Origin of the sequence: Sporolactobacillus laevolacticus DSM 442 (genome assembly GCF_000497245.1) — a bacterium.
In the GTDB taxonomy this organism is placed as follows: Bacteria; Bacillota; Bacilli; order Bacillales; family Sporolactobacillaceae; genus Sporolactobacillus; species Sporolactobacillus laevolacticus.
Genome location: NZ_AWTC01000019.1, coordinates 1 through 24,519 on the forward strand (window position 1 = coordinate 1; position 24,519 = coordinate 24,519).

The window sequence follows — 24,519 nt, forward strand, 5'->3', positions numbered from 1 at the left end:
TCTTAGCACGAAGGGAGGCTTTTTTTGATACATCGCTGGAAGCTTTCCGGAACCCCAGGCATAGCCTAGGGTTTTCAGTACAAGAAAAAAAGGAACCGAATTACCGGTTCCTCCGAATCTTTTCTTTTCACAGATGCAGACGCAGGTATGCGTCGATAAATGGATCAAGATCGCCGTCCATGACGCGGTTAACGTCTCCGATTTCGACATTGGTACGATGATCTTTGACCATTGAATACGGGTGGAAGACGTAGGAGCGAATCTGACTGCCCCAGCCGATTTCTTTCTGCTCACCATGTAGTGCAGCCATCTCGGCTTCTTTCTTCTCTTCTTCCAATTGATAAAGACGTGATTTCAGCATTTTCATCGCCTGATCACGGTTCTGGAACTGAGAGCGTTCCGACTGGCAGCTGACAACGACTCCGGTTGGAAGGTGCGTCATTCGCACGGCAGAAGAAGTCTTGTTGATGTGCTGACCGCCGGCACCACTGGAACGGAATACGTCGACACGCAAGTCCTCCGGTTTGATCTCGATCTCAATGTCATCATCGATTTCAGGCACCACTTCGCAAGATACAAAGGATGTATGGCGGCGTCCGGCAGCATCAAACGGCGAGATACGCACCAGACGGTGAATACCTTTTTCAGCTTTCAAATAACCGTAAGCATCCGGTCCCTTGATCATCAACGTGACGCTCTTTACTCCTGCTTCATCGCCTGGCAAATAGTCCAGTGTTTCGACTGTGAAGCCTTTATTTTCAGCCCAGCGTGTATACATACGCAGCAACATTGACGCCCAGTCCTGTGCCTCGGTGCCGCCCGCACCCGGATGAAGCTCCAGGATCGCGTTGTTGCGGTCATGTGGACCGCTTAAAAGCAATCGTGTTTCATAGTGGTTGAACGCAGTACGCGCTTCGCCTAGAGATTCCTCAAGCTCAGCTTGAAGATCTTCGTCTTCTTCTTCTTTGACCAGTTCATAGGCAACCTGAAGATCTTCGAATTTTGTTTCAAGATCTGTCAGGCTGTCAACCTTGCCCTTCAAATCATTGGATTCATCGATAACTTTTTGAGCTTTTTCATTATTGTCCCAAAAGCCCGGCATCGACATTTTTTCATCCAATTCGGCGATCTTTGCCTTCTTATTATCTAAGTCAAAGAGACCCCCTAAAGTCTTTGAGACGAGTTTCCATCTCATCAATTTCGTGTTTCATTTCAGGTAAATCCATGTCCATCCTACTTTCCATTTCGCACGGATTATTTTCCGTGGCAGTTTTTATATTTTTTGCCGCTGCCGCATGGGCACGGATCATTACGGCCGACATGCACCTTGCGCTTGGCGGGTTGTTTTTTCGCCGGTTCGTCGTCCTGGCCGCCGGAGATCACGCGCAAGCCGTGTGTCACACGTTCACGCTGGATCGGTTCCTCACGGATCTCAGCCTTCATCAGGAAGTTGACAATCTCTTCATCGATACTGGCAACCATTTCTTCGAACATCTTGAAGCCTTCGATATTATATGCGCGGTAAGGATCGACTTGACCATAAGCACGCAGATAAATACCTTCGCGAAGCTGTTCCATCGCGTCGATATGATCCATCCATTTTGTATCGACCGTGCGCAGCGTAATCACACGTTCAAATTCACGCATCCGATCCGGAGTAAATTGCTCCTCTTTTTCATCATAGCGAGCGATTGCTTTTTCATACAGATCCTCAATCATTTCTTCAGGATCCTTGCCATCAAGATCACTGAGCGCTAATGTGCCTTCGTCGAACACTTTCGCGTTCAGGTAGTCGATGACGCCCTGAAGATCCCATTCTTCCGGCACTTCACGTTCCGGTGTGTGGGCTTGAACCTGACTTTCAATGACCAGTTTGATCATGCCTTCAATATCAGGACGCAGGTTCTTCGACTCGAGTACTTCCATACGCTGTTTGTAGATGATTTCACGCTGCTGGCGCATAACGTCATCAAATTTAAGCAATTGCTTACGCGCATCAAAGTTATTGCCTTCGACGCGTTTCTGAGCTGCTTCAACCGACTTGCTGACGAGCTTGCTTTCAATCGGTGATGTATCATCCATCCCGATTCGCTCCATCCAGCTCTTCATCTTATCTGAGCCGAACCGCTTCATCAGATCATCTTCAAGCGACAGATAGAAACGTGATTCACCAGGGTCCCCCTGACGTCCTGAACGTCCACGCAGCTGGTTGTCGATACGACGAGATTCATGCCTTTCCGTACCAAGAATGAACAGACCGCCAAGGTCAGCAACGCCTTCGCCGAGCTTAATGTCGGTACCACGACCGGCCATGTTGGTAGCGATCGTTACCGAGCCTGCTTGCCCTGCATTTTCAATGATTTCTGCTTCACGCGCATGGTTCTTAGCGTTCAATACGTTATGCGGAATGCCGCGCCTTTTCAACAATTTCGAAATCAATTCCGAAGTTTCAACGGCGACAGTACCAACGAGCACCGGTTGACCGCGATGATAGAGCGTTGCAATTTCATCCACAACAGCATGGAATTTGCCTTTTTGCGATTTATAGATCAGATCCGCGTTATCGATACGGACCATCGGTTTATTCGTTGGAATCTCAATAACATCCATGTTGTAGATGCTCTGGAATTCTTCTTCTTCCGTCTTCGCCGTACCGGTCATACCGGAAAGCTTGGAATACATGCGGAAAAAGTTCTGCAGCGTAATCGTCGCCAGTGTCTTGCTCTCGCTCTGGATCTCAAGACCTTCCTTGGCTTCAATCGCCTGGTGAAGGCCTTCGCTGTAACGGCGACCCTGCATCAAACGACCGGTAAACGGATCGACGATCACAATCTGACCTTCTTGAACAACATAGTCCGTGTCGAGGTGCATGATCGCGTGCGCCTTCATTGCTTCACTCACATGGTGATTGATCTGTACATTCGTGTAATCATACAAGTTCTTGATGCCGAAAAAGTTTTCTGCTTTCGTCATGCCTTCTTCAGTCAGCTGTACCGATTTTGTCTTCAAGTCAACGGTATAATCCTGCTTCTCTGTCAATAAACGGGCAAACTGATTAGCACGTACATAGAGATCGGTAGACTTCTCAGCATTACCGGAAATAATCAAAGGCGTCCGTGCTTCATCAATTAAAATGGAGTCCACTTCATCGACAATCGCAAAGTTCAGCGGACGCTGAACCATTTCTTCTTTGTAGAGCACCATGTTGTCACGCAGATAGTCAAAACCGAACTCACTGTTCGTTCCGTAAGTGATATCGGCTGCGTATGCCTCTTTCTTTTCCTCAGGGGATAAGCCATTTGTATTCAAGCCAACCGATAAGCCGAGGAAGTTATATAACAGCCCCATCTGCTCCGCGTCACGGGAAGCCAGATAGTCGTTGACCGTAACCAGGTGAGCACCTTGACCTGCAAGTGCATTCAGATAAAGCGGCATCGTCGCAACGAGCGTTTTACCTTCACCGGTTTTCATCTCGGCGATGTTTCCTTGATGAAGCGCAATCGCGCCAATCAATTGGACATAGTAAGGCGTCATGCCCAGAATACGCGTCGATGCTTCACGTACTACTGCGAAGGCTTCCGGCAGCAGATCATCAAGCGTTTCGCCTTTTTCCAGACGCTCTTTGAATTCCGGCGTCTTCGCCTGAAGTGCATCATCGCTCAGTGCCTTCGTCTCATCCGCCAATTTTTCAATTTCATGCGCGATTTTTTCCATCTTGCTGAGCTTGCGGAGGCTCGTATCTCCTAGAACCCTTTTGAGCATTCCTATCATGCCTGCATACACCTCATTTAAGATTTCTGATTTAGTGCCGCTTGCCCGCACCTTCAGAGTCAATCCCTATATCATTCTTTCACGTATGAACCTGTCCGAAAAAATGTCTTCATCAATATGTTCTCTATTTTATCAATATTCGCCATCGGTGACAATTGGCAACAGACTGCGTTGCCAAAGATGCACTCATGTGGGCACACGAAATCATGTACATTCAGATGTTCGACCGTTCGCGATGTTTTTGGTCCCCTCAGGTAGCCAAAGGTGAACAATTTACATTATAAGGCAAAACGAATGCCTTGAAAATAGACGGTTCTGTGGACGCGATCCTAAAGAATGTCCAAACTTAGGCGATTCAGTAATGTCATCCAACGCGCTTTAGTGTTTTATCGACCTGTTTCGTTGAATTGTCGGAGTGCTTAATCATTTAAAAGAGGAGATCCGCATATGCGAATCTCCCCTCAGCTGTATATAAGCGGATGTTCAAAAATGTCCGGGAAAGGTAAGAAAGATCTTCTGCTAAGCACGTGCACGTCCTGTGCACAACGCAGAAGTCACCACATCCTGTGAAAGTTCTGCGTCAGCTTGTTTCTTCACTCCTCACGTATTACAGGGGATCTTCGACTAACGACCCTCACGTCCTGTGAGTAACGTCGAAGTCACTACATCCTGTAGAAGTACGCTCCGGTGCTCGAAACTGCGCTTCCTTGATCTTCTCGGCCTTTTTTATCCTCCTTTTTGAACAAGCTCTTAAGTTTTAATCGTTATTCCTGGTCAATCAAACCAAAGCGTCCGTCTTTTCGGCGATACACGACCGCCGTTGAATTGTCATCGGCATTGTTAAAAACAAAGAAGGAATGGCCGAGCATATCCATCTGGAGAATCGCTTCATCTACCGTCATCGGCTTAAACACAAAGTGTTTTTTGCGGACAACGCTAAGCGTCTCTTCCTCATCAGCCGTCTTTGTCACGGTAGTGCCGGCATTTTGGATGGCTTGTTTCGCACCATGACGGCCCTTCCGATTCAGTTTCGTTTTGTATTTCTTGATCTGACGTTCAAGCTTGGAAACCGCCAAATCAATGGCTGAATAAAGATCTTCCTCGCCTACCTCAGCTCTCAGGAGAAGGCCTTGAAGCGGAATCGTGACTTCAACCACCTGTTCTGTATTGTGAACACGCAAATTCACTCGCGCATCCGTTTCAATCGGTGCATTAAAGTACTTTTCCAGTTTGCTGATTCTTTTCTCTGCATAATCCTGCAAAGATGATGTCACTGTGATGTTTTCCCCGCGAATAATAATATCCATGAGAAAGCCTCCCTTCAATACTATATACATTCGCCATTCCCGTCCGAATTCCTTCTTAAACATCAAAATATTTTTACAACAAACGCTTTCATATTCATATTTTCGACAAAAACTGCTGATTTAAACGCATTCATTTATTCATGCAAAAAAGGTATTATTCACATGCAATAATACAATCAAAACACAGGCAGCAAAAGGACCAAATTGTATTGACGCGGCCTGTTATAGCACATATAATGATTACGCAAACAGGGAAAGATTATGGCAAAAGCCCTGATCTTGTCCAACATTTCCCTATATAAATTTATGAATTTAGTGTAAGAATATCTAACACAATCTTTTGAATATAATTCATAACACAAAGGTAATGAGCGAGACGGTGACCATATCTCTTAAAAGGAGTTTTGACCATGTCAGTCAAGAAGGAAGAAATCATTGAATTGTTCGAACAGCTCAATGAAGACGAAAAAGAATCCACCTACAATTACTTGCAATTCCTCGCAAGTCTGAATACAGAAACCGAAAGTGAAGCTGTTGTAGCCGACTAATCAATTGAAAAAGAATCGAACGCCCATCCGTTAATTTTAGCGGGTGGGCGATTTGTTTTGTTCGAAAAAAAAATAAAGAACTAAGTAACAAATTTCGATCACCAATGACATCAGTATATGGGCGAATGACTAATTTGTGACCACTGAATTTAGAAAACTTCAGGTTGAAGGTAGTCCCCAGTTGTTTGGGTTAAAAAAATAATCACCGGCGTCTGCGGTGATTGTCATTCCCTTTTATCTAAAAACATACCATCCTTAGTCGGTCCAGAATAAGGATTGCGGTAGCGATTAACTGTACGTTTCCTGTGTCGAAATGCATTCATGTCATTAGCAATTTCCTGCTTAATCGCCTGAAGCCCTTGATCGATTCTTTGGTTGATTCCTTCAATTTGATGCCCGAGCTCACGATCCGAATCACTGAAATGATCCGTAAGTTCTTTTAAAAGTGCTTCTCTTTCATCAAGCATCTCCTGCAGCTTCTCAATGAACAGATCACGGTTCGTGTGGTCATACGCTGCAATCAGATGATCCAACTTAACCGTTTGATCATAAACCTCTCGGAGTCCCATTTTACGCATGATCCCTTTTCGGTTGATTTTTTTGCGTAATCTCAATGACCTGCTTCCATGTATCACGGAACTCTGTTACCAGACCTTCCACTTCATTAAGGATCTTTAAGTCATTTTTGATGTTTGCCTCAATCAGGCGGCGATTCATGTAATCGTACATCTGCATCATACTTTGAGCGACTTGCTGTTTCTGGTCTAGGGTTACCATCAGTTCACGTATGATATCCTGAGCTTTTTGAAGATACTTGTTTTTATCCTCAATATTTTTCTCAGTGATAGCGATCTTAGCTTGACGGATAAACTTAATGCATCCATTGTAGAGCATCAAGGTCAATTCCCCAGGTGTTGCAGTTAAAATAGAATTTTGTTGGTAGGTTTTATACGCACTTGCGGGCATAATATTCTCCCCTTAATTATTGACCTGTGAGTTGTGATAAGTAAGAAGCTTGGCTGTTTGACTGCTGAATCGCGGCTTCCATGGCGTCAAATTGATTGTAGTAACGAGTTTGAATGTCTTGGAGTCTCAATTTAAAAGCACTAATCCGATCATTCATTGTGTCAATACTTTCACCCATTGAATACTGGCTCAAGGTCATGTTTGTATTTCCGGCCTTGTTCTCAATCTGATCTATGGTATTCTTCAATGTTGTGTTTAAGCGTTGTATAATCCCCTGCGATGAAGAGCTAGTTCCTGTATTTGTAAACATTTCCATAACGGCTTGAGGATTTGTGCTGATCGCCTGTTTCAGCTTATCCGGATCACTAATAATTAGTTTCCCATGATCCATATAGTTCGAACTTGTCGTAATTCCAATACTAGCTAACTGATTCATTTTTGAACTTGATGTTCCACTTACAGGAGAGTATAGATCAGTCCGCATTTCACTAAGCGCATTACGCAAAATATCATCGTTAGACAGCATACCTGATTGAGCCTTAGTAGTCCAAGCAGTAATATCCGAATCCTTCATCGTTGATTTTTGTGAATCGGTCAAAGGTGGGTAATCGCGATTGCGAGTTTCCGATAATTTATCATTAATTTGTTTGATTGTATCGTTGTATTTGTCAACGAAATCAGAGATCGATTTAAATACTGTATCTGTATCATTGTTGACACGAATTGTCACAGAATCGGAAGAGCTTGCGGTATTTCCTTGAAGTGTAAATGTTACACCGCCAAGGGTAAATGTATTTGAATGACTCTTTGAAGCAGCAGGAAGTCCATTAATATTATACGAAGCGTCTGTCCCCCCTTTTTCTTTAGTTGCGTCCATCTGCAGTGTTTGTGTCAAAAAGCTGCCGTTGAATTGCATCTGCGGACCACTGCTGTTTAATTTTCCGGTATCAGTCCGTGTCATGGAAACAACTTTATTCGTTGAATCATAAAAAGCAGTCACTCCAGCTGATGATTGCGATATAGCAGATAAAATCGAATTGAGCGACGTGGAAGGAGCAAATGAAAATGATTTCGTATTTACTGTGCCGTCTGTTCCCGTCGTGTTCATTGAAAAATCAATTGAGTTATAGTTATAATCCGGTATGTTTAATTTTGATCCTGTAGTCAAAGTCTGATTAAACGTCATTTGCCCCGTCTTCCTATCCAGTAATACTTGCGGACCGGAAGATCCATCTGCTTTATAAATACTTGAATCTTGAACTACCTGATAATTTGTAGACGTTCCGTCTGCATTTTGAACATTAATCTGGCTGCCACTTGGAAAACTGTTGATATTAACAAAAGCATGCTTAAGTGAAAAAGTTTGCCCATTCGCGACTACAGTCTGAGTTTCGTTTTTAACTTCATTTAAATTCCAAGTTATACCGTTACTGAAAGCGCCATTACGAACAAGATCCCACATGCTTTGATCCGGATCAAAGTTTGTCTGATTAGTAATTGCTGTTTTGCTGTTATTATAAGCCGAAGTTGCCATCGTTATATTCGAGAGTGTATAGGTGGCATTTCCTGAAATTGGACCAGCAGTTGCTGTGACAAGCGAAGGATTGCTGGAAGTTGTTGTTTTTGCTAAAAAAGTTCCCTGCAGTTTCATCGTCTGTGTCGTCGTCTGTAGATTACTTAACAAGGTATTCATTGATCGATAATCATCACGTTGCCATTCGATCAGTTGCAGATTTTGCTGCATCTGGACAAGTGGCTGACTCTCCGCAGTCATCAACTTAGCCACAATACTATCAACGTCAATTCCACTCGCCAATCCACTAACACGGTTTGTATTTGTAGCTCCGATCAAACTATTTATTGAATCAATGGAAACACTGCTACTTGAACTAGAATCTGCCATAAAGAATCACCTCTTAACCCTTCAAATTTTTTTATTCACAATTAGCCCTAATTTTTCAGCGATTGCTGCGTACATGTCCATGAACTTTTTCGGAGGGATCTCCCTAATCACACGATGTGTTTTTACATCCTCTACCTGTACATAATACTTATTCAATTTATCATGAAGCACATAATGCATTTCAGTCAGTTCAGGATTCAACAGCTTGTTTGCCTCAACAACTAAATCATCCAATTGTTTTTTTGTAAAGGGAGAATAGACCCGCATTTTCCCTTTGTCCGAATCACCACTTTGATGATTTATTACTTGATTTGATTGTAAATCACCCTGCACTGATGAAGGCAATGCGGCTGTCTGATAATTTTGTTCCGTTGTGCCTAGCGAAACATCGGTATTCATGTTCTGTCCTCCTCTACATATCCACAAACTCTTCTACTACTTTTATCGGTTCTTAGGCTAAATATTTTAATAGGTATAAGATTAAATCAAAAGCGGATCCCCATCATGGAGACCCGCTCTGATTAGTGTAAAGTATAAATCAAAAAACGATCTTAATTATCTCAGTAATTGAAGAACGCCCTGAGGAAGTTGGTTTGCCTGTGCGAGCATTGCTTGAGCAGCCTGATTCAAGATGTTGTTCTTCGTGAAGGAACTCATTTCAGCCGCCATGTCAACATCCGCAATTCGAGACTGAGCTGCAGTCAGATTTTCAGAAGATGCACTCAGGTTGTTAACCGTGTGTTCAAGACGGTTTTGAAAAGCACCTAGTTTTGCTCGTTCTGAAGAAACTTTAGTGATAGCATCGTTCACAGCAGTAATTGCTGTTTCTGCTCCAGCTTGAGTTGTTACATCAACATTATCGACGCCTAAGCTCTTAGTATCCATTTTGTTGATGTCAACATTCATCGTTTGGTTTTCATTCGCACCAATATGCATAGTTAAAGCGTTGTTAGTTGTTGTAATAGTAGAGGTCGTTGCTGCTGCTTTACGTACTGAATCAATGTCTAAGCTAAATTGAAAACCACCAGCTTCAAAGTCGCTATCAGTAATTACTGTGTTTGCAGCATTAGAATAAACGCCACCACCAGCAGAGTTAGTAATTGTAAAGTCACCAGTAGCTGCATATTTTGCGTTAATGTTTAGAGTCGTTTGACCAGCTTGTACAGTGGAACCAGCGGAAATCGTTAATTTTTGACCACCAGAACCAACTAAAACCGCATCAGTACCACCATTGTAATTTACGTCACTTACTTTAGCAACTACAACACCATTTTCATCTGATAATTGGAAATCAAAATTTCCTGCTGTAGCACCATCTGTGACATTCAAAGTATAGTTTCCTAATTTCAAACCAGTTGAAGCACCAGCAGTTGTGAAATCCAAATCAGTTGCAGCTAAGCCAGTGGTATTAGTATTAATGTTTGCAGATACTGTAGCTGGAGCAACGTTTTTAACTGTGTAGGTATCTGCTGCTAATTTTGCATCTGCAACAGATACAGTTTTTAATGCAAGGTTATCTGTGCTTAATACAGCTGAATTTCCGACACTACCATTAAGTAACTTTTTCGTGTTGAATTCAGTATCGTTAGAAATACGATCTACTTCATCTTTCAACTGACTGATTTCTTTCTGAATTTCTTTTCTATCCGCATCAGTTGAAGTATCGTTTGACGATTGAACAGCAAGTTCACGCATACGTTGCAGGATATCTTGGGTTTCATTCAACGAACCTTCAGCAGTCTGAACAAGAGAAATTCCGTCTTGAGCGTTGCGGCTTGCTTGATCCAATCCACGAATCTGGCCTTTCATTTTTTCGGAGATTGCAAGACCCGCAGCATCATCAGCCGCACCATTGATACGAAGACCTGATGATAGCTTTTCAAGAGATTTTTGTGTAGCCGTTGTGTTTTTGTTGAGCTGAGTTAGTGTATTCAGCGCAGCAATGTTGTGATTGATAATCATAACTTATTTCCTCCTTGAATTGGAAATTCCACGTCCATGTGGAAAATTATTAGGAATTGGGAAGGCGCCTTCCCAACCGCCTTACATTTTATATATCGTCACTAGGAGGAAGATGTTTAGTTAAAATTTGATATTTTATAGCAGCAATATAAAAATGATCAAACAGAGGTTTATCATACCTACTCCATAACTATTATCGAAAATATCACTAGTATTTTTAGAAAGACACGTGAATCAAAACTGTTCATTTTTCTTGATATGGTAAGATTAAGCATAGATGTTAGGGGGTATCAAGTTTTCACATGAAAATCTTCCTTTATATCATCATGTTGTCTGCGTTATTAACGTTCCTACCACAATATCTTCATGCGCCGCTTTTGATCTTAAATGGGTTGATTGTTAGTTTTTCCCTCATCAAACAATCGACTAATAAAAGAAAAGCGGTGTGGCTGACTGTACTATTGATGGTTATTGTAGTCATTATTGTCTATCCTGGTTTGTTGTTGCGCGTTCTTGGGTTTGAACGCTAGTTGCATTAGCGTTAATGAATCGTCGGCAAAAAGCGAACTTGGATCAAATTATTGTCCTGGCTGATGGCCATGACGACATCGCGCTTGTTTGAGATATAGCCTGTTTTGTTCACACGTACTCTTACATAGTCATTATTCTTGGTTACCGGGATGTTTAGGGTAAAACGGCCATTTTCATCAGCTTTAACAGACTGTTGGAAGGTCGGGGATGGAAAATAAGCATAGCTTACCTTCACGCCGAGTGCAGTTATAACTTTAACCGTGATGGTGTCTGTTTTTTATAAATCGGATAAGCTCTTGAATCTAATTGTATAGGAAGCAATCGAGAGGCTTGGGTCGAAATGAACTTGCTGCTCGATGAAGAATCATCTTGAACCTCATGTAAGTTAACAGAGATTTTTTCTGTATGTGAACAACCGTATGCAGTAATCAATGAAACTACTGCCAATAGCTTTTTTATCACCTGCCTCCGCCTCACTTCTTCTAAGATCTGTGAAACTGATTTATTACCGATCTATTGATAGCTATTCGACTAAAAGCGTCTCAAACTATAGGGTACTGTATTCGTTAAATAGGTTGCTCCTATAACTCGATCTTTTTTCCCTATCAAAATCATTTCATTAGTAAGTGAGAACATATGATATGCGTGCTACTGCTGAAAATCCGGAGATCTTTTGTTTTTTATTTTATCAGTCTTTTCCAAAAACCCTTGACCTTTTTAATGAAATTGCACAACATGGCATTGAGCAAGGATAAAAATTAGGTGATCACATGACCGAAAAACAAAAAATCATCGGCGGCTTTTTTTCACTTGAGCTGCCGAAGCAAACCGAATACCACCGAGGAGCCATTCACCTGAACAGTGCACGTTATTGTCTGGAGTATGTGCTACGCGCGCGAAACTATAAGAAAATCTATCTGCCTGCCTACATCTGCGATAGTGTGCTTCAACCGATCAAGCGGCTAAACATTGATTATGTCTTTTACTCTATTGATGAGCATTTTGCGCCGGTTTTCGATCAGGTTCCAGAGAACGATGCTTGCTTCTTTTATGTCAACTACTTCGGATTAAACACAGGTAATGTCCGGGAACTTTGCCACAAAATGCAGCATCTCATTATTGACAATACGCAGGCGTTTTTTGACCTGCCGCTGGAGCACGTGGATACCCTTTACTCGGCTCGCAAGTTCTTCGGCGTACCGGATGGCGGCTATTTATTTAGCAATACTGAGAAACGGATTGATTTGGATCGAGATCCGTCCTATTATCGCTTCGATGCGCTGCTAAAACAGATTGATTTGGGCAGTGTGCCAGCAGAGCCGCTGTTCGAACAAAATGAAGCGTATCTTGACACATGCGGGATGCAGGCGATGTCTCGTACCACGCAACGAGTATTGAGAAGTATTGATTACGAGCACGTGCGCGCTACACGAAATGCGAATTTCCGTTATCTTCACAAACAATTTGGAGCATACAATCAACTGAATGCGAATTTCAGCAATGTGAACGGACCGATGTGCTATCCGTTCCTCATCGACCGCGGTGAACAATTAAAAGATTATTTATTGAAGCATCAAATTTACACCGATGATTTCTGGGAAAAAGTGACGTCGCGCGTTCCAACTTCTAGTTTCGAGTATCATCTGGCTAAGAATTTGATCCCACTGCCTATTGATCAGCGCTACAATGAAAAAGACATGGATGCAATCGTACGGATTGTTCGAAGTTTTCTAGGTTAATGGGAAAGAGCAACCAGTTCGGCCATAGGTTTGCTCCTCTGTAATGATAAAAAGAACAGCCTTTCAATGGCATAATGAACTGCCCCCCTGAAGTTGGACAACAAAAGTTCAACTTCAAGGGGGGGTTCTCTAAACCTAAATTGATTCTATCAATCTGATCACTCGATTGATCGCTCGGGATATCCTGGTCCCCTCACATAAAAATTTCAGCTCCAATTGCTAAACACTGCTCATAGTTTTGACATTTGTGCCCCTCATATAAAGCCTTTTTTACCATACCCGCATCATCTCTTCGACTTTTTCTTTGTCCGCTTTCCCGTTTTTCATAAATACATTTGGGAAGCCCGCTCCATATGCTCGGACATTTTTCTCGCCAAAAATTCCGGCAACGCGGCGGCATGTGTTCGTCAATCCTGAGTTTTCGTGGGATTGAAAATAATTTTTCAAATGCTCTCCATACATCCATTTGTCCTCAGCATCCCGATCAAATCCGATCACTGAGCACTTCACTTTTTCACTATCCATTTTGCGGCGTGCGGAAAGGATGATTCGTCCGATAAAATCGTCATCAGGCAGTGAGTAGCCGGCAAAGATGATGTGTCGTGCATTTTCGAGTGCCACTTTCATATCGTTCTGAATTTCTTGGATAAAGGAAGGCTGTACCGCTTTGAATTGGGTCTGCATCGTAATCGCCGTATGATGCGTTTCGGTAATTGTTCCGCAATGAATGCATTGAACGGCGTCATAAATGCCGGCATCCATCGCTTCTTTTTCCTCAAGCGACCGCGGCATTCTTGGGGAAAGCGAGGGCAGAATCTGCGGCGGAAACAGGCTTGGCGAATCAATCAACCATTCGTTGCCTAGATAAAAGGTCAGTTTGCCGCATTTCGGGCATTGCCTGAACCCATGGCAGCCATGCGGAAAGTAAAACTTGCCGATTCTGACCCTCCGCCCAGTCAAGTACTCCTCATCATTCAGCTGCTGCACTGCCGTTTCATTCATTGGAAACCAGGCGAATGGTTTCTTTCCCTCCACATTCCTCACGGCAATAAAATGAGCAAGATCGTTAAACAGTTTCATTGGTTGCGGTGGTGAACCAATGCTTGGGCACTCCTTCTTGCTGTTTAATTCTTTATGCGCGTTAAAGATTAGCCAGAGAAAAATCGGATCCCAATTCATCGAAATAACCGCATAACTGAATAAATAAAAGCGGCGTTCATCGAAGTCGGTCTCGGTTGCTCTTAACAAACCTTCGTCCGTCATCCGCTCAGCCAATAGCTTCGCAAATTGATGATAGTGCTGATAAAGTGGCAAGGTTTCCGGATTATGGATCAATTCAGTATAACCGATTGCATGCATTAATTGAGTCAGCATATCCAGTGTTCGTCGCGCCGAAATCAGCCGATCAAGTGTAATAAACCGTTCTTCCACTTCGATTCCCTTTTGAGACTGAATATGAACATCCAGCAAATTATATAAATCATCGAGACTGAATTGGTGATCCTGATTTCGCGGACAGCGCTCAATCACCAATTTAACCGCCCGCCAATCATAAAGCCTTTTTAAGTGTCGCGCACGTGTCTCGGGAATCTCAAGTATGCGCATCGCTTCTTCGTCTTGAACTTGAAAATCCGAATCAATAAGTTTTAATAAGGCGCACATCTCGCTGCGTATTTGTTCATTTGCCTTGGGAAGCACTTCATCAATGGCGTTCCGTATCTTTTTTTCCTTTTCACCGTCGGATGCTTCAGCCAGTGCCTGAAAGGCCCGTCCCAGATCCTTCGTTGTTTTCATATGTAACGGCTTGGTGGTTCCCGCGCCCCAGAAAATCACGGTTTCCGGCCAGTACGGTCTATAGTTTTCAAATTCGCTCATGTTCTCCATCCTGATCATGTTTTTCATCCTTTATTTTGCCCAAACAGCGATGAATCAGCCATTGTTTCTGTATCGAATGAAACCACTTAATCATTGGAAAAGTAATATAAGAAGATTTACTGTTTCGAACTTGATCCCAAAAGGAGCCAGTACATGCGAACTACACAATTAACTCATACATTTCTTGACATTGTTTTGAAGATGCCGGGACTGAAAGTAAATCGTAACGATTTTTTTAAGAGGGCATTCCCGAAAGAAGATATTAACCGACTGATGGAAGTCGGACCCGTACGTTATTTTGGACAAGCGGAGCTGGATCGGAAAGCTTCCCAACTGATTCACCATGCGACATGGAAAAGTTCAGCAATGTCGTTTGCCGCAGGTGTTCCAGGCGGACTCGCGATTGCGGCAACCCTTCCGGCTGATACGGCGCAATTTTATACGGTTGCGCTTCGTCTCGCTCAGGAGCTGGGGTATCTATACGGACGTGAGGACTTATGGCTTACTGAAGATTCATCAGATAAAAAGGGACAAGAAACACTTATTCTCTATTTGGGCGTGATGCTGGGTATCAGCGGAACTGGAGCAATGCTGCGTGTATTGTCATCAAAGCTGTCTGCCAGAGCATTAGAACGCATTCCGCAAAAAGCGCTCGAGCAAACACTCTACTACCCGCTGATCAGGAAGGTCGTGCGATTTTTCGGGATAAAAATGACAAAGAGCACCTTTGCGAGAGGCGTATCAAAAACGGTGCCGATTCTCGGCGGCGCGGTGTCCGGAGGAATGACCTATGCCACAATGAAGCCGATGGCTCGCCGACTTAAGAAAGCATTGGCCGCAGGTTTAGCGGATGATCGAACGGTGATTGAGCGTGATCTTAACGAATTGAAGAGACTCAGTGGTGAGCTAACGCCAAAGTGAACACAATATGGCAGCTTCATCTCCCTGACACTTGGTGCCAGGTTGTCTTGATTTACATGATTGTCAGAATAAACTAAACTGAAACTAGATTAAGACAACTGGAGATGATACATAGTGTCCGAACAATGGCAGACTTATCTGGCTGAACATCAAGAACGTTTTCTTCAAGATTATTTTGAATTGCTCCACATTCCGAGCATATCAGCTGATCCTGCGTACGCAAAAGATGTGCGCGCAGCTGCTGAATGGGTTGGAAAAAGGCTGGAACACGCGGGTATTGAGCATGTGAAAACACTAGAAACCGGTGGCCATCCCGTAATATACGGCGACTGGCTGCATGCGGATGGCCTACCTACTGTGCTGATTTATGGCCACTTTGACGTTCAGCCGGCTGAGCCGCTCGAACTTTGGGACTCGGATCCTTTTGAACCGGTTATCAATGATGGAAAAGTGTACGCACGCGCAGCCTCAGATATGAAAGGCAACCTGCTCCTCCCGATCATCGCTAGCGAGGCGTTGCTAAATACTGATGGCGCATTGCCGCTCAATATTAAGTTCCTTTTTGAAGGCGAGGAAGAAATCGGCAGCCGATCCTTAGGCAATTTTATCAGTACTCATAAAGATTTATTAGCTTGTGATTTGGTCGTTAGTGCCGATAGCGGCGCGGGTACCGAGGAAGATCCGAGTGTTGGAACCGGTGTGCGCGGTGTCTTTTCAATGCAGTTAAATGTAAAAACAGCAGACATGGATATGCACTCCGGTATGGGTGGCGGAATTGCGCCGAATGCCATTCATGAACTGGTCCGTATTCTCGATTCGATGCGCGATGAAGAAGGACGCATCCTTGTTGATGGATTTTACGATCAGGTACGTGTGTTAACAGAGAATGAAAAGAAACAAATCGCCGATTTTGATTCATTTCCCGAAGGGCTGCGTGAAAGCACGGGATTTAAGGAATTTTTCGGTGAGCCGGAATATACCCCAATGGAACGTGGCGTCGCTCGTCCGACACTGGAAATCAACGGTATTTGGGGCGGCTACCAAGGCGCCGGCGGAAAGACTGTCATTCCTTGCGATGCACATGCGAAGCTTACCGTTCGCCTTGTTCCGGATCAGACACCTGAGCGTATTCAGGAATTATTAGAAGATCACATCAAGCGTCACACGTTACGTTCTGTGGATGTAACCGTTGAGGACGCCCACGGAACAACGCCATACCGCGTACCTGATGACAATCCTGCACTTAAAATACTGGAAAAAGTGCTGAGCGACATAACCGGGCACCCGGTTAAACGACAGTGGTCCGGCGGCTCCGTGCCGGTTACAAGCTTGTTCAAAAGTGAGCTTGGCGCGGAATCCCTGTCTTTAGGTGGATCACAGGATGACGAGCGTGCGCATGCGCCGAACGAATTCTACCGTCTGAGTAGCTTCAAACGGATTCAAAAGGCATACTGCCTGTTCTTACAGGAGCTTGGCCATTTTTACGCGTAAGTACGTCACTCACACAATAAACAATTTTCACTCAATCGTTTTTCATCCGCCGGAATAACAACATCCGGCGGTTTTTTTTGAATCCATATTTGAAACAAACATGTTTGCGTCGATTTTGTTAAATTCTTCACATTTTCATGAAAGCGCATCAATAATTTGATAAAGTAGATGTGAAGAACAGCTTTTCTTTTACGTAGCAAGTATAAAAACGATAAACGAAACACTTAAACTAACCATCGAGGGATGAACATGTATCAGACAAAAGAATTTGATAAGCAAGGCCTACATTTTATCCGTTTAATGGATGAAACGTCTTATGTGGATATCTGCCCAGAGCGCGGCGGGATCGTGACGGCTTTTCACGCAGACGGCGAAGATGTGCTGTATATGAATGAAGCTACACTTTTTGACACAAGCAAGAATGTGCGCGGCGGTATTCCGGTGCTGTTTCCGATTGCCGGCCAGCTGGCGGACAAAACATACGAATGGAATGGCGAAACCTATCAAATGGCGAATCACGGACTGGCACGTACCCGGCCATGGCGCGTTATTAGGCAAGTGAACGATGAAGCACATGCCTCTATCAAAATCTCCTTCCATAGTACGGAAGAAACGCGGATATCCTATCCTTTTGATTTTGAAGTGGTACTCACGTACACACTGGAAAATGGACGACTAAGTATCGACCAGACGGTTAGCAATCTTTCCTCAGATCCGATGCCGATCTATCCGGGCTACCATCCTTATTTCAATATCACGGATAAAACGCTTCACTTAACCAGCAAAGCAACGAAGTATTTGGATTACAACGATCAAAAGATCAAACCATTTACCGGTGTGATCGACATGAACGGTTTGAAAGAATCGGTGGTATTACTCGATGGCGCAGATACTCGAATTGAGTTTGCTTTTAATACTGCAAAAAAAGTGGTGTTCGATCAGGACGCACGCTTTCGTTACACTGTTCTGTGGGTTGAGGGAGACCAGCCCTTCGTTTGCGTTGAGCCGTGGACAGCAACGACAAACGCAATGAATGAAGCTAAGAAGGATTTGCTACTGGTTAATCCTGGCGAACCGATTGAATTAAACGTCTCTATCCATCTTGAAAATCGTTAAGGTTTATTGGTAAAACAAACGGTTGCCCTCGTAATTTGAGGACAACCGTTTTCCTATTAGAGGGTGTTCGAAAAATCCGGGAAAAATCACCAGCGAATCTCTGTGTCAACTTGCTTCTTCGCTCCTCACGTATTATTCGCATACGCTCCGGTGCTCAAAGCTGCGTTTCCTTGACCTTCTTGGTTCTTTTTGTCCTCTTTTTCGAACAGACTCTATTATAAGATCGTTAACTGATTCGACGATTCTGTTCACGCAACTTTTCAATCTCTGCTTCAAGTTCCATTCTTCGTTGCTTTAAAGCATACAGTTCATTTGTGATTCCTTCTGTCAGCTGGACATTGCGTTGGCGTAGTTGCTGATACAAGCCCAAGATTCTACGATTCACGTAGGTTAATTGTACACGCAGATCACTTTCTCTCTGTCGGTCACGTTCTGACGACTCTTTGAGAAATGCTGCCAAATTATTCTTGATTTCTTTCTGCCATTCGTGATCATTCATTTTCGCGGCGAAGAGGTACAGGTCAAGATAGTCATCGATCTTTGCATATTTTGGATGATTCATCATGTGTAGAGCCCTCCCTTTTATCTTTCGATGCGCGTCTACGGATTAAAAACGCCATTCATGCAGTGAAGACTCATAGTGAACACGCCCATGAACATCTTCGGACACTGCTCGTCGACGAAAAAATCTGTTTTGTCCATTTTATTAAAAGATCGCAAAATTGTTACACTTTTTAATAATATGGCAATTGATTTTCTGTCTGTGCTTTTCGAATGCCAAACCCCCATTTACGCGAACGGTTTGGACTATGATCACCGTCTCATAAGCTATACATCTCGTAATTTTTCTTATTTTATCCTGAACATCGTGATCTGTCAAAAGATTAATCTATTGATCAATGAATACGTGAACCGCATCTGTGCATACATTTGTGTTCACAATTATAAAAAACTGGGAATGTCGAGGAAACGCTAAAATCCAATACCAGAAGCCGTCTCCTCTGTCTCAATTAGAAGTCTATCGATCAGTTTGAAGGATAAATCGATCACTTCTGAAAATATATCGATCACTTTCACGGATTTATCGATCATTTCCGCTTGAATGGATCGATCTGAGCTTCCGATGACAGCAACTTTTTTCTATTTTTATCCCAAAAAGCAAAAAACACGGTTTCCCGTGTTATCCATTACTTCTTTTTCTTCTTCATTGCTTTCATCGCTGTTAGAATGTCTTCTGGCAGATCGCCGCTCACTGCTCGGCTGTTTTCCTTCTGGATTGCCTCGTAAATCTCACCACGGTTGACGTCAACCTCACGCGGTGCTGTAATTCCGAGCTTGATCTGATCTCCAGCGATCGCAACAATTTTCACTTCAATATCGTCACCGATTCGAATCGACTCACCAAGTTTTCTTGTCAGTATGAGCATGTCGTCACGCCCTTTTTTCTGACGCGGCAGCAGCCAAGCGCGCTCTTAGCGAGTAATCAGAACGATCCGGAATATACTGTTTACCCAGTTTCTTGCTGCCGTTAATAATGATCGGTGCCTTAAGATTAACGGTTGATTCAGAAAACGGTTTTCGGACACTGACGATCACCCAGACGGCGACATCTTCTTGAGAACGGATATCCAATTGCTGTACGAAGTGATCAGGGAGATCAACACTATAACCCTCAAAATATAAAAATGGTGAGGTAACAATGAATGCGACATCTTCATCGTCAACAGACTGCAGAATGGAAAAAGCTTCACCGAACGGCTGAAGGATGAAGCGTTTGTCATGGGCAAAGCCGGGAATACCAAATGAAAATGAAATAATCTCGGTTTCTTTAATTTCCTGTTCACCAAAATACTTTGTTTGAATGATCATGAGCCGCTTTATCCTTTCTCATCGACAAAAATGCCGACCGCTTGAATGTCGAGTGACGGGTATTGCTGCATCGAAACATTAACCTGTCCAGGTTGATAGGTTAATTCAGGAGCACGGACGCCTGCTTCAATAATTGGAGCGTGGGTCTGCCAGCTTATCTGAAGCTGTGTAGGTGTTACCTCATAGCTGACCGCCTCTGATGCCGGAGTGCTTCCGGTATTATAATGTGTACCAATCACAGCAAGATCTACATTATTTGCTGCTTGCTTCGCAAATAGATTTTTTCCTTTGTTGCGTTCAATATGCAGGAGCTCGTCCCCTTCTTGAGCATGCCGGGAAATGCCGTCGAGCACTGCCTGCTTGCCGGCCTCAGCCGCTTCGGCGATTCGTACTCTGGCCGATTTCAAATCTAGATTATGCCATCCCGCCGACTGGTCAATCGCCACTTTGCCAGGTTGACGCTCAATCGTCATTTCCGCTTTGGGCTGCTGAATGGACTGGTCGGCTTTCGGCTGACGCATCGTCTGAAACGCATTTTGCGTGCTCATTGCTATTTTACCGAAAACCTGATGCATCTCTAAATGTGGAAAAGTAATTGCCATATTCTCACCTTATTCTTAAAAAGGTGCCTGCTTCAATGATGAATTGCTCAACCTGTTTTTAATCAGCGCAAAAAGTCAACGAGTGATGTCTGGATGATCTTGGCACCCACAGAAAGTGAAGCATTATACACGTTTTGCTGTTGATTCAGTTTAACAATCGTTTCCGCATAGTCCGCGTCCTCATTGTCGGACATGACCTGCGTCGCGATTGTTTTTTGCGCGTCCAATCGATTCTTTGTCATATCAATTCGATTGGTCTTCGCACCAAGGTCGGCTTGTGCATTACTTAAAGCATCCAGATGGGTGTCAATTTTACCTAGATAATTGTTAATATCGGTGCCAGTTGCACTCCCGCCGTTCAGCGCATTTTTTAAATCGTTTAAATCGCTGAACAACGATGAGGTAAACACTTGATTCGGGTTTACATTGATCGCCATTTTAATACCGTCATTGACAGCCACTGAAAAATCAGGATTATTCAATGCAGTTTGATTGATCGTGACGGTTCCATCCGCTGCTTGAGTTAGGAGCGAGTTTGCCGAGTCGCTGCCGCTGAAAATATACTGACCGCCAACCTGCGTATTGCCCAGACTGACGAGTTGTTGTGTCAGCTGATCCACTTCTGCGCCAATCGCTTTTCGCTGATCGGCCGTATATGTATCCGTACTTGCTTCATTCGTCAGTTCTCGAACCCGGTTCAGCACGTCATCCACCTGCTTTAAGGTATCATCGGAACTGTCCAGCCATTTATAAGCGTTCGTCACATTTTTTTGGTACTGCTCGACATGGCTCACGTCTGTACGGTAGGCAATACCCATCGTTGCAACAACCGGGTCCTGAGAAGGTCGGGTAATTTTCTTGCCGGACGCAAGCTGATTCTGGTAATCAGCGATTTTGCTGTAGCCGCCAGAAATATTTTGCAGAACATTATTGGTCATCATGCCTTGTGTTATACGCATTTATTATCACCCCATCTTATTAATCAAGGTGTCCAGCAATGTATCAAGCGTCGTAACGACTTTCGCCGCTGCGCCGTAAGAATGCTGGAGTTGGATTAAGTTGGTCAGTTCTTCATCAAGTGACACGCCGCTGATTGATGAGCGGCGATTTTGTGCGGCAGTGAGCATAGTGTTTGAATTACTGGAAAATTGGTCAGCAGATTGAGCATTAACTCCGATTTGGCCAATTAGGCTCTGTAAATAACTCTTCAGAGTTGTTGCATCGCTGGTTGCTCCATCAATGGTGTAAGGATTGACAGCAATCACATCGGATAAGGCCGAAGCCCCACTATTATCACCACTTGGTTTCGCAGTACCATCTGCATTCAGTCCATTCGCTTTCACATCACTGCCGGTTAAATTTTCATTCACATGAATATTAGCCGCATTCACCGTTCCGGATGCATCGCCTAAGAAAAATAGCCCTTTACTGCTGTCATACCCTGCAGTATTTTGATACACGGTGTTAAACTTATCTGCCAGAGTGCTCGCCATATTATCAAGGCTTTTCAACACGCTTGGATAATCGTTCGTATATGCATCGATTAAACCTTGTAGTTTTCCCGAGAATCCGGTCAATGCACTCGGTCCTGCCGGAGTTGTATCGTCTGTCTTAACCATCGATACAGTGACATTTGGACTAGAAGTACCTGCTCCGGTGATGTCTGTCTTCAAATGATTATTGGTCAGCGCCGCGCCATCAACCAATGTTGCTGCCGGACTGAAAGAAGCACCATTTTGATCAACCATCTCGATCGTATACTTTCCTTCAGCAAGCGGTGAAGGATTACCGCCGCTTGGCACCTTGGTCACCTTGATGTTGACAAGCTGTGCGAGCTTATCAGTCAGCGCGTCACGTTCATCATACAAATCATTTGCGAGCAAACCGTTGGCTTCCTGCTTGTTGATTTCGGTGTTCAGCGCGTTGATTTGATCTGCATAGTTGTTAACTAACTTCGTATTTTCCGTAATTTGCTGATTAAGGTTATTTTGAACCTTGCCCAAGGATAGAGCGATGTAATTAAAAGTGTCGGCGACGGCGGATCCTTTTTGCAGAACAACCGTGCCGGTACCGCTCGTTCCCGAATTTCCGGCCAGATCCTGAAGAGATTGCCAAAATCCGTCGAGTTCGGACGATATTCCGGTATCCGTCGGTTCATTTATGATATCTTCCATTTGGCTGTATGCGTCACTCAGTGAATTCCAATAGCCATTCTGATTGGAATTGTCCCGCACCTGCAGATCAACAAATTGATCGCGGATACGAACGATTGCGTCGTCGTTCACGCCTGTTCCGATCTGGCCGGCGCCACGTGCGGCATTGATGCCGATGCCCGGATACGGTAACCATGTGGTCAGGTTGACGCGCTGCCTAGAATATCCGTCAGTATTAGCGTTTGAAATGTTATGTCCTGTTGTCTGAATCGCTGTTTGTGTGACTTGCAGTGCCCGCTGCATCATATCCAAACTTGAAAAAATAGGGATCACTGATCGCACCTCCGTCTTGGTTAAGTCCGAGAATCAATACGTCCGCTGAAGACGGATAACGTTGCCTGTCCGTCTCTTGGATTTCGGTAATTATTAAGTGATTGCTTTTGCGGCTTAAGCAGGTTCAAGTTCAGCTTGACCCAGAGCAATGAATCACGAAGAAGTTCTTGATTCAGCTTGTTCGCCTGCTTCAACGTATAAACGCTATTGGCTAAATCAAGATAGATTTTTTGCCAAGCCTCACGTTCTTCATCTGAAACAACTGCTTTCTCCCAATCGGAAAAGGTGGCATCTTCGGCAGCACCGATGCCCAAATCTGATTGAACAACGTCTGCGCGGGATGCTTCCAGCTGCTGCAGCTGCTCAACGAGTGGATTTTCCTTTTTGCTGATCTCACTCACAGCCAGCGCGTCTCCCTTTTTGATCGCTTCCCGTTTTTCAATGGCAAGGGCATAAAGGGTGTCGTGGCACTGAAGCATCGCTGTCATTGTTTCTTTCATTCGCTCTAGAGACATGCTCGTTCACTCCCTGTTGCCGAACCTTTATTGTCTGTTCCAGAAATTGTACATTTTTTCCGCAATGCTCGTTGAGGAAACATGGTATGTGCCGGCATCGATCTGTGACTTGATCCGCTCAATCTTTTCCTGCCTGGCTTCTTCCAGTCTCTGACTACCTTGCAATCGCTTTGCCGCATTCGAAATTTCGACCTTGTCGCTGGTCTTAGCCGGCGAAGACTGCTGTTCGCCCGGTTTAGCCGCCTGGTAATTATTTGTATATGATTGAACAGGCTGATATCCGTTAATTTTCAATGGTTTCACCTCATCCCAGAGGAATTTTACCGTATTGTCATTTAATCCTTGGTAATGTTCTTCTGTCTTCTTTCCATACATTATATCGGCTGTCAAGAGAATTTCTTTAATCGTTCAGACATTTTTAGGTATGATACGTTTTTCCTTTTTGTTTCATTGCCGCGTCTCCCATTGTTTGTTCACGAGCAATATCGTGTTCTAATTGATGACGGCAGTTATCGCAAAGCGTTCCGGTCTGGATCATCTTCCCGCAGGACTTGCATGGGTAACCCAGATTAGGGAATACAGCGGTCTGAAGTCTCCCTTCACGGATCCACTGATAGATCAGGTTGATTTCGACGCCTGTCGCTTCGTGAACCTCAGTCACCGTTGACTGCCTGTTCTCCTGCTTGCGAATATAACGATACACCGTCTCATACATTTCGTTCTGTTTTTTGAGACAATCAGGACAGTATGGAGAAGATACTCTGACAAAAAGTCTGCCACAGCTCTTACAATTTTCGAGTTCGGCCAACTTGATTCCTCCTTTAAAATCAACATTCTGGGTGATCATACTTCGAAGGGATTTAACTCATAAAAAATTCTATGCTCACGAAAAATCTGACAAAAAATGAAGCTGTTTT

The 24,519-nt window shown here is 43.9% G+C and carries 25 protein-coding genes; 6 read left to right on the forward strand and 19 right to left on the reverse strand.

Going from position 1 to position 24,519, the window contains the following annotated elements:
- Positions 1-127 precede the first annotated feature (127 nt).
- From prfB to hpf, 3 genes are all read right to left on the reverse strand, one after another.
- A protein-coding gene (prfB, locus tag P343_RS33820) for a peptide chain release factor 2 (protein WP_152525319.1) occupies positions 128-1,226 on the reverse strand; the annotation gives its coding sequence in 2 pieces (ribosomal slippage) (positions 128-1,162 and positions 1,164-1,226; 1,098 coding nt in all).
- A gap of 28 nt (positions 1,227-1,254) precedes the next feature.
- Positions 1,255-3,771, reverse strand: a complete 2,517-nt coding sequence (gene secA, locus P343_RS33825) for a preprotein translocase subunit SecA (protein ID WP_031264199.1) — start codon at positions 3,769-3,771, stop codon at positions 1,255-1,257.
- Positions 3,772-4,535: 764 nt separating this feature from the next.
- On the reverse strand, positions 4,536-5,078 hold the full coding sequence (gene hpf / locus P343_RS33830) for a ribosome hibernation-promoting factor, HPF/YfiA family (RefSeq protein WP_023511348.1): 543 nt from the start codon (positions 5,076-5,078) through the stop codon (positions 4,536-4,538).
- A 410-nt stretch (positions 5,079-5,488) separates the two neighbouring features.
- Between hpf and P343_RS37265 the strand changes: the two genes are divergently transcribed.
- Positions 5,489-5,626: a hypothetical protein gene (locus P343_RS37265; RefSeq protein ID WP_023511349.1), complete on the forward strand. Its 138-nt coding sequence runs from the start codon at positions 5,489-5,491 to the stop codon at positions 5,624-5,626.
- A 224-nt stretch (positions 5,627-5,850) separates the two neighbouring features.
- On the opposite strand, the gene fliT is transcribed toward P343_RS37265, so the two are convergent.
- The 5 genes from fliT to P343_RS33855 all read right to left on the reverse strand — a co-directional run bounded on the left by fliT (position 5,851) and on the right by P343_RS33855 (position 10,457).
- Entirely contained in the window at positions 5,851-6,195 is a 345-nt protein-coding gene (gene fliT / locus P343_RS33835; protein ID WP_031264200.1) for a flagellar protein FliT, read from the reverse strand.
- A gap of 1 nt (position 6,196) precedes the next feature.
- Positions 6,197-6,592: a flagellar export chaperone FliS gene (gene fliS / locus P343_RS33840; RefSeq protein ID WP_023511351.1), complete on the reverse strand. Its 396-nt coding sequence runs from the start codon at positions 6,590-6,592 to the stop codon at positions 6,197-6,199.
- Positions 6,593-6,608: 16 nt separating this feature from the next.
- Positions 6,609-8,495, reverse strand: a complete 1,887-nt coding sequence (fliD, locus tag P343_RS33845; RefSeq protein ID WP_023511352.1) for a flagellar filament capping protein FliD — start codon at positions 8,493-8,495, stop codon at positions 6,609-6,611.
- 21 nt (positions 8,496-8,516) lie between these two features.
- The gene (locus P343_RS33850) at positions 8,517-8,894 is read right to left on the reverse strand and encodes a flagellar protein FlaG (protein WP_023511353.1); all 378 of its coding nucleotides are present in this window, start codon (positions 8,892-8,894) and stop codon (positions 8,517-8,519) included.
- Between the two features lie 156 nt (positions 8,895-9,050).
- Positions 9,051-10,457 (reverse strand): flagellin N-terminal helical domain-containing protein, encoded by a 1,407-nt coding sequence (locus P343_RS33855; protein WP_023511354.1) that lies wholly within the window; start codon positions 10,455-10,457, stop codon positions 9,051-9,053.
- Positions 10,458-10,759: 302 nt separating this feature from the next.
- On the opposite strand from P343_RS33855, the gene P343_RS33860 reads away from it, so the two are divergent.
- Positions 10,760-10,987 (forward strand): hypothetical protein, encoded by a 228-nt coding sequence (locus tag P343_RS33860; protein WP_023511355.1) that lies wholly within the window; start codon positions 10,760-10,762, stop codon positions 10,985-10,987.
- A gap of 11 nt (positions 10,988-10,998) precedes the next feature.
- Here the strand turns inward: P343_RS33860 and P343_RS36980 are convergent, their stop codons facing one another.
- Complete coding sequence (locus P343_RS36980; protein WP_152525321.1) at positions 10,999-11,223, reverse strand: hypothetical protein; 225 nt, start codon at positions 11,221-11,223, stop codon at positions 10,999-11,001.
- Between the two features lie 535 nt (positions 11,224-11,758).
- Between P343_RS36980 and P343_RS33865 the strand changes: the two genes are divergently transcribed.
- Positions 11,759-12,727, forward strand: a complete 969-nt coding sequence (locus P343_RS33865; protein ID WP_023511357.1) for a hypothetical protein — start codon at positions 11,759-11,761, stop codon at positions 12,725-12,727.
- Positions 12,728-12,997: 270 nt separating this feature from the next.
- On the opposite strand, the gene P343_RS33870 is transcribed toward P343_RS33865, so the two are convergent.
- A complete protein-coding gene (locus P343_RS33870; protein ID WP_152525322.1) occupies positions 12,998-14,602 on the reverse strand; it encodes a hypothetical protein in 1,605 nt (534 codons plus the stop codon).
- Positions 14,603-14,755: 153 nt separating this feature from the next.
- Between P343_RS33870 and P343_RS0119215 the strand changes: the two genes are divergently transcribed.
- The 3 genes from P343_RS0119215 to P343_RS33885 all read left to right on the forward strand — a co-directional run bounded on the left by P343_RS0119215 (position 14,756) and on the right by P343_RS33885 (position 18,130).
- Positions 14,756-15,523 (forward strand): EcsC family protein, encoded by a 768-nt coding sequence (locus tag P343_RS0119215; RefSeq protein WP_031264203.1) that lies wholly within the window; start codon positions 14,756-14,758, stop codon positions 15,521-15,523.
- A gap of 114 nt (positions 15,524-15,637) precedes the next feature.
- The gene (locus P343_RS33875; RefSeq protein WP_023511359.1) at positions 15,638-17,014 is read left to right on the forward strand and encodes a dipeptidase; all 1,377 of its coding nucleotides are present in this window, start codon (positions 15,638-15,640) and stop codon (positions 17,012-17,014) included.
- Positions 17,015-17,263: 249 nt separating this feature from the next.
- Entirely contained in the window at positions 17,264-18,130 is an 867-nt protein-coding gene (locus P343_RS33885) for an aldose epimerase family protein (protein ID WP_023511361.1), read from the forward strand.
- A gap of 226 nt (positions 18,131-18,356) precedes the next feature.
- On the opposite strand, the gene P343_RS33890 is transcribed toward P343_RS33885, so the two are convergent.
- The 9 genes from P343_RS33890 to P343_RS33925 all read right to left on the reverse strand — a co-directional run bounded on the left by P343_RS33890 (position 18,357) and on the right by P343_RS33925 (position 24,410).
- Complete coding sequence (locus P343_RS33890; protein ID WP_023511362.1) at positions 18,357-18,695, reverse strand: hypothetical protein; 339 nt, start codon at positions 18,693-18,695, stop codon at positions 18,357-18,359.
- A 622-nt stretch (positions 18,696-19,317) separates the two neighbouring features.
- On the reverse strand, positions 19,318-19,557 hold the full coding sequence (gene csrA, locus P343_RS33900; protein WP_023511364.1) for a carbon storage regulator CsrA: 240 nt from the start codon (positions 19,555-19,557) through the stop codon (positions 19,318-19,320).
- A 4-nt stretch (positions 19,558-19,561) separates the two neighbouring features.
- Complete coding sequence (gene fliW / locus P343_RS0119225) at positions 19,562-19,999, reverse strand: flagellar assembly protein FliW (protein WP_031264204.1); 438 nt, start codon at positions 19,997-19,999, stop codon at positions 19,562-19,564.
- A gap of 8 nt (positions 20,000-20,007) precedes the next feature.
- Positions 20,008-20,601 (reverse strand): DUF6470 family protein, encoded by a 594-nt coding sequence (locus tag P343_RS33905; RefSeq protein ID WP_023511365.1) that lies wholly within the window; start codon positions 20,599-20,601, stop codon positions 20,008-20,010.
- 62 nt (positions 20,602-20,663) lie between these two features.
- Complete coding sequence (gene flgL / locus P343_RS33910; RefSeq protein WP_023511366.1) at positions 20,664-21,560, reverse strand: flagellar hook-associated protein FlgL; 897 nt, start codon at positions 21,558-21,560, stop codon at positions 20,664-20,666.
- Between the two features lie 6 nt (positions 21,561-21,566).
- Complete coding sequence (gene flgK, locus P343_RS33915) at positions 21,567-23,087, reverse strand: flagellar hook-associated protein FlgK (RefSeq protein WP_023511367.1); 1,521 nt, start codon at positions 23,085-23,087, stop codon at positions 21,567-21,569.
- A gap of 20 nt (positions 23,088-23,107) precedes the next feature.
- Positions 23,108-23,602: a flagellar protein FlgN gene (locus P343_RS33920; RefSeq protein WP_023511368.1), complete on the reverse strand. Its 495-nt coding sequence runs from the start codon at positions 23,600-23,602 to the stop codon at positions 23,108-23,110.
- Positions 23,603-23,629: 27 nt separating this feature from the next.
- Complete coding sequence (gene flgM, locus P343_RS0119230) at positions 23,630-23,896, reverse strand: flagellar biosynthesis anti-sigma factor FlgM (protein ID WP_031264205.1); 267 nt, start codon at positions 23,894-23,896, stop codon at positions 23,630-23,632.
- A 124-nt stretch (positions 23,897-24,020) separates the two neighbouring features.
- The gene (locus tag P343_RS33925) at positions 24,021-24,410 is read right to left on the reverse strand and encodes a TIGR03826 family flagellar region protein (RefSeq protein WP_023511370.1); all 390 of its coding nucleotides are present in this window, start codon (positions 24,408-24,410) and stop codon (positions 24,021-24,023) included.
- Positions 24,411-24,519: the final 109 nt, after the last annotated feature.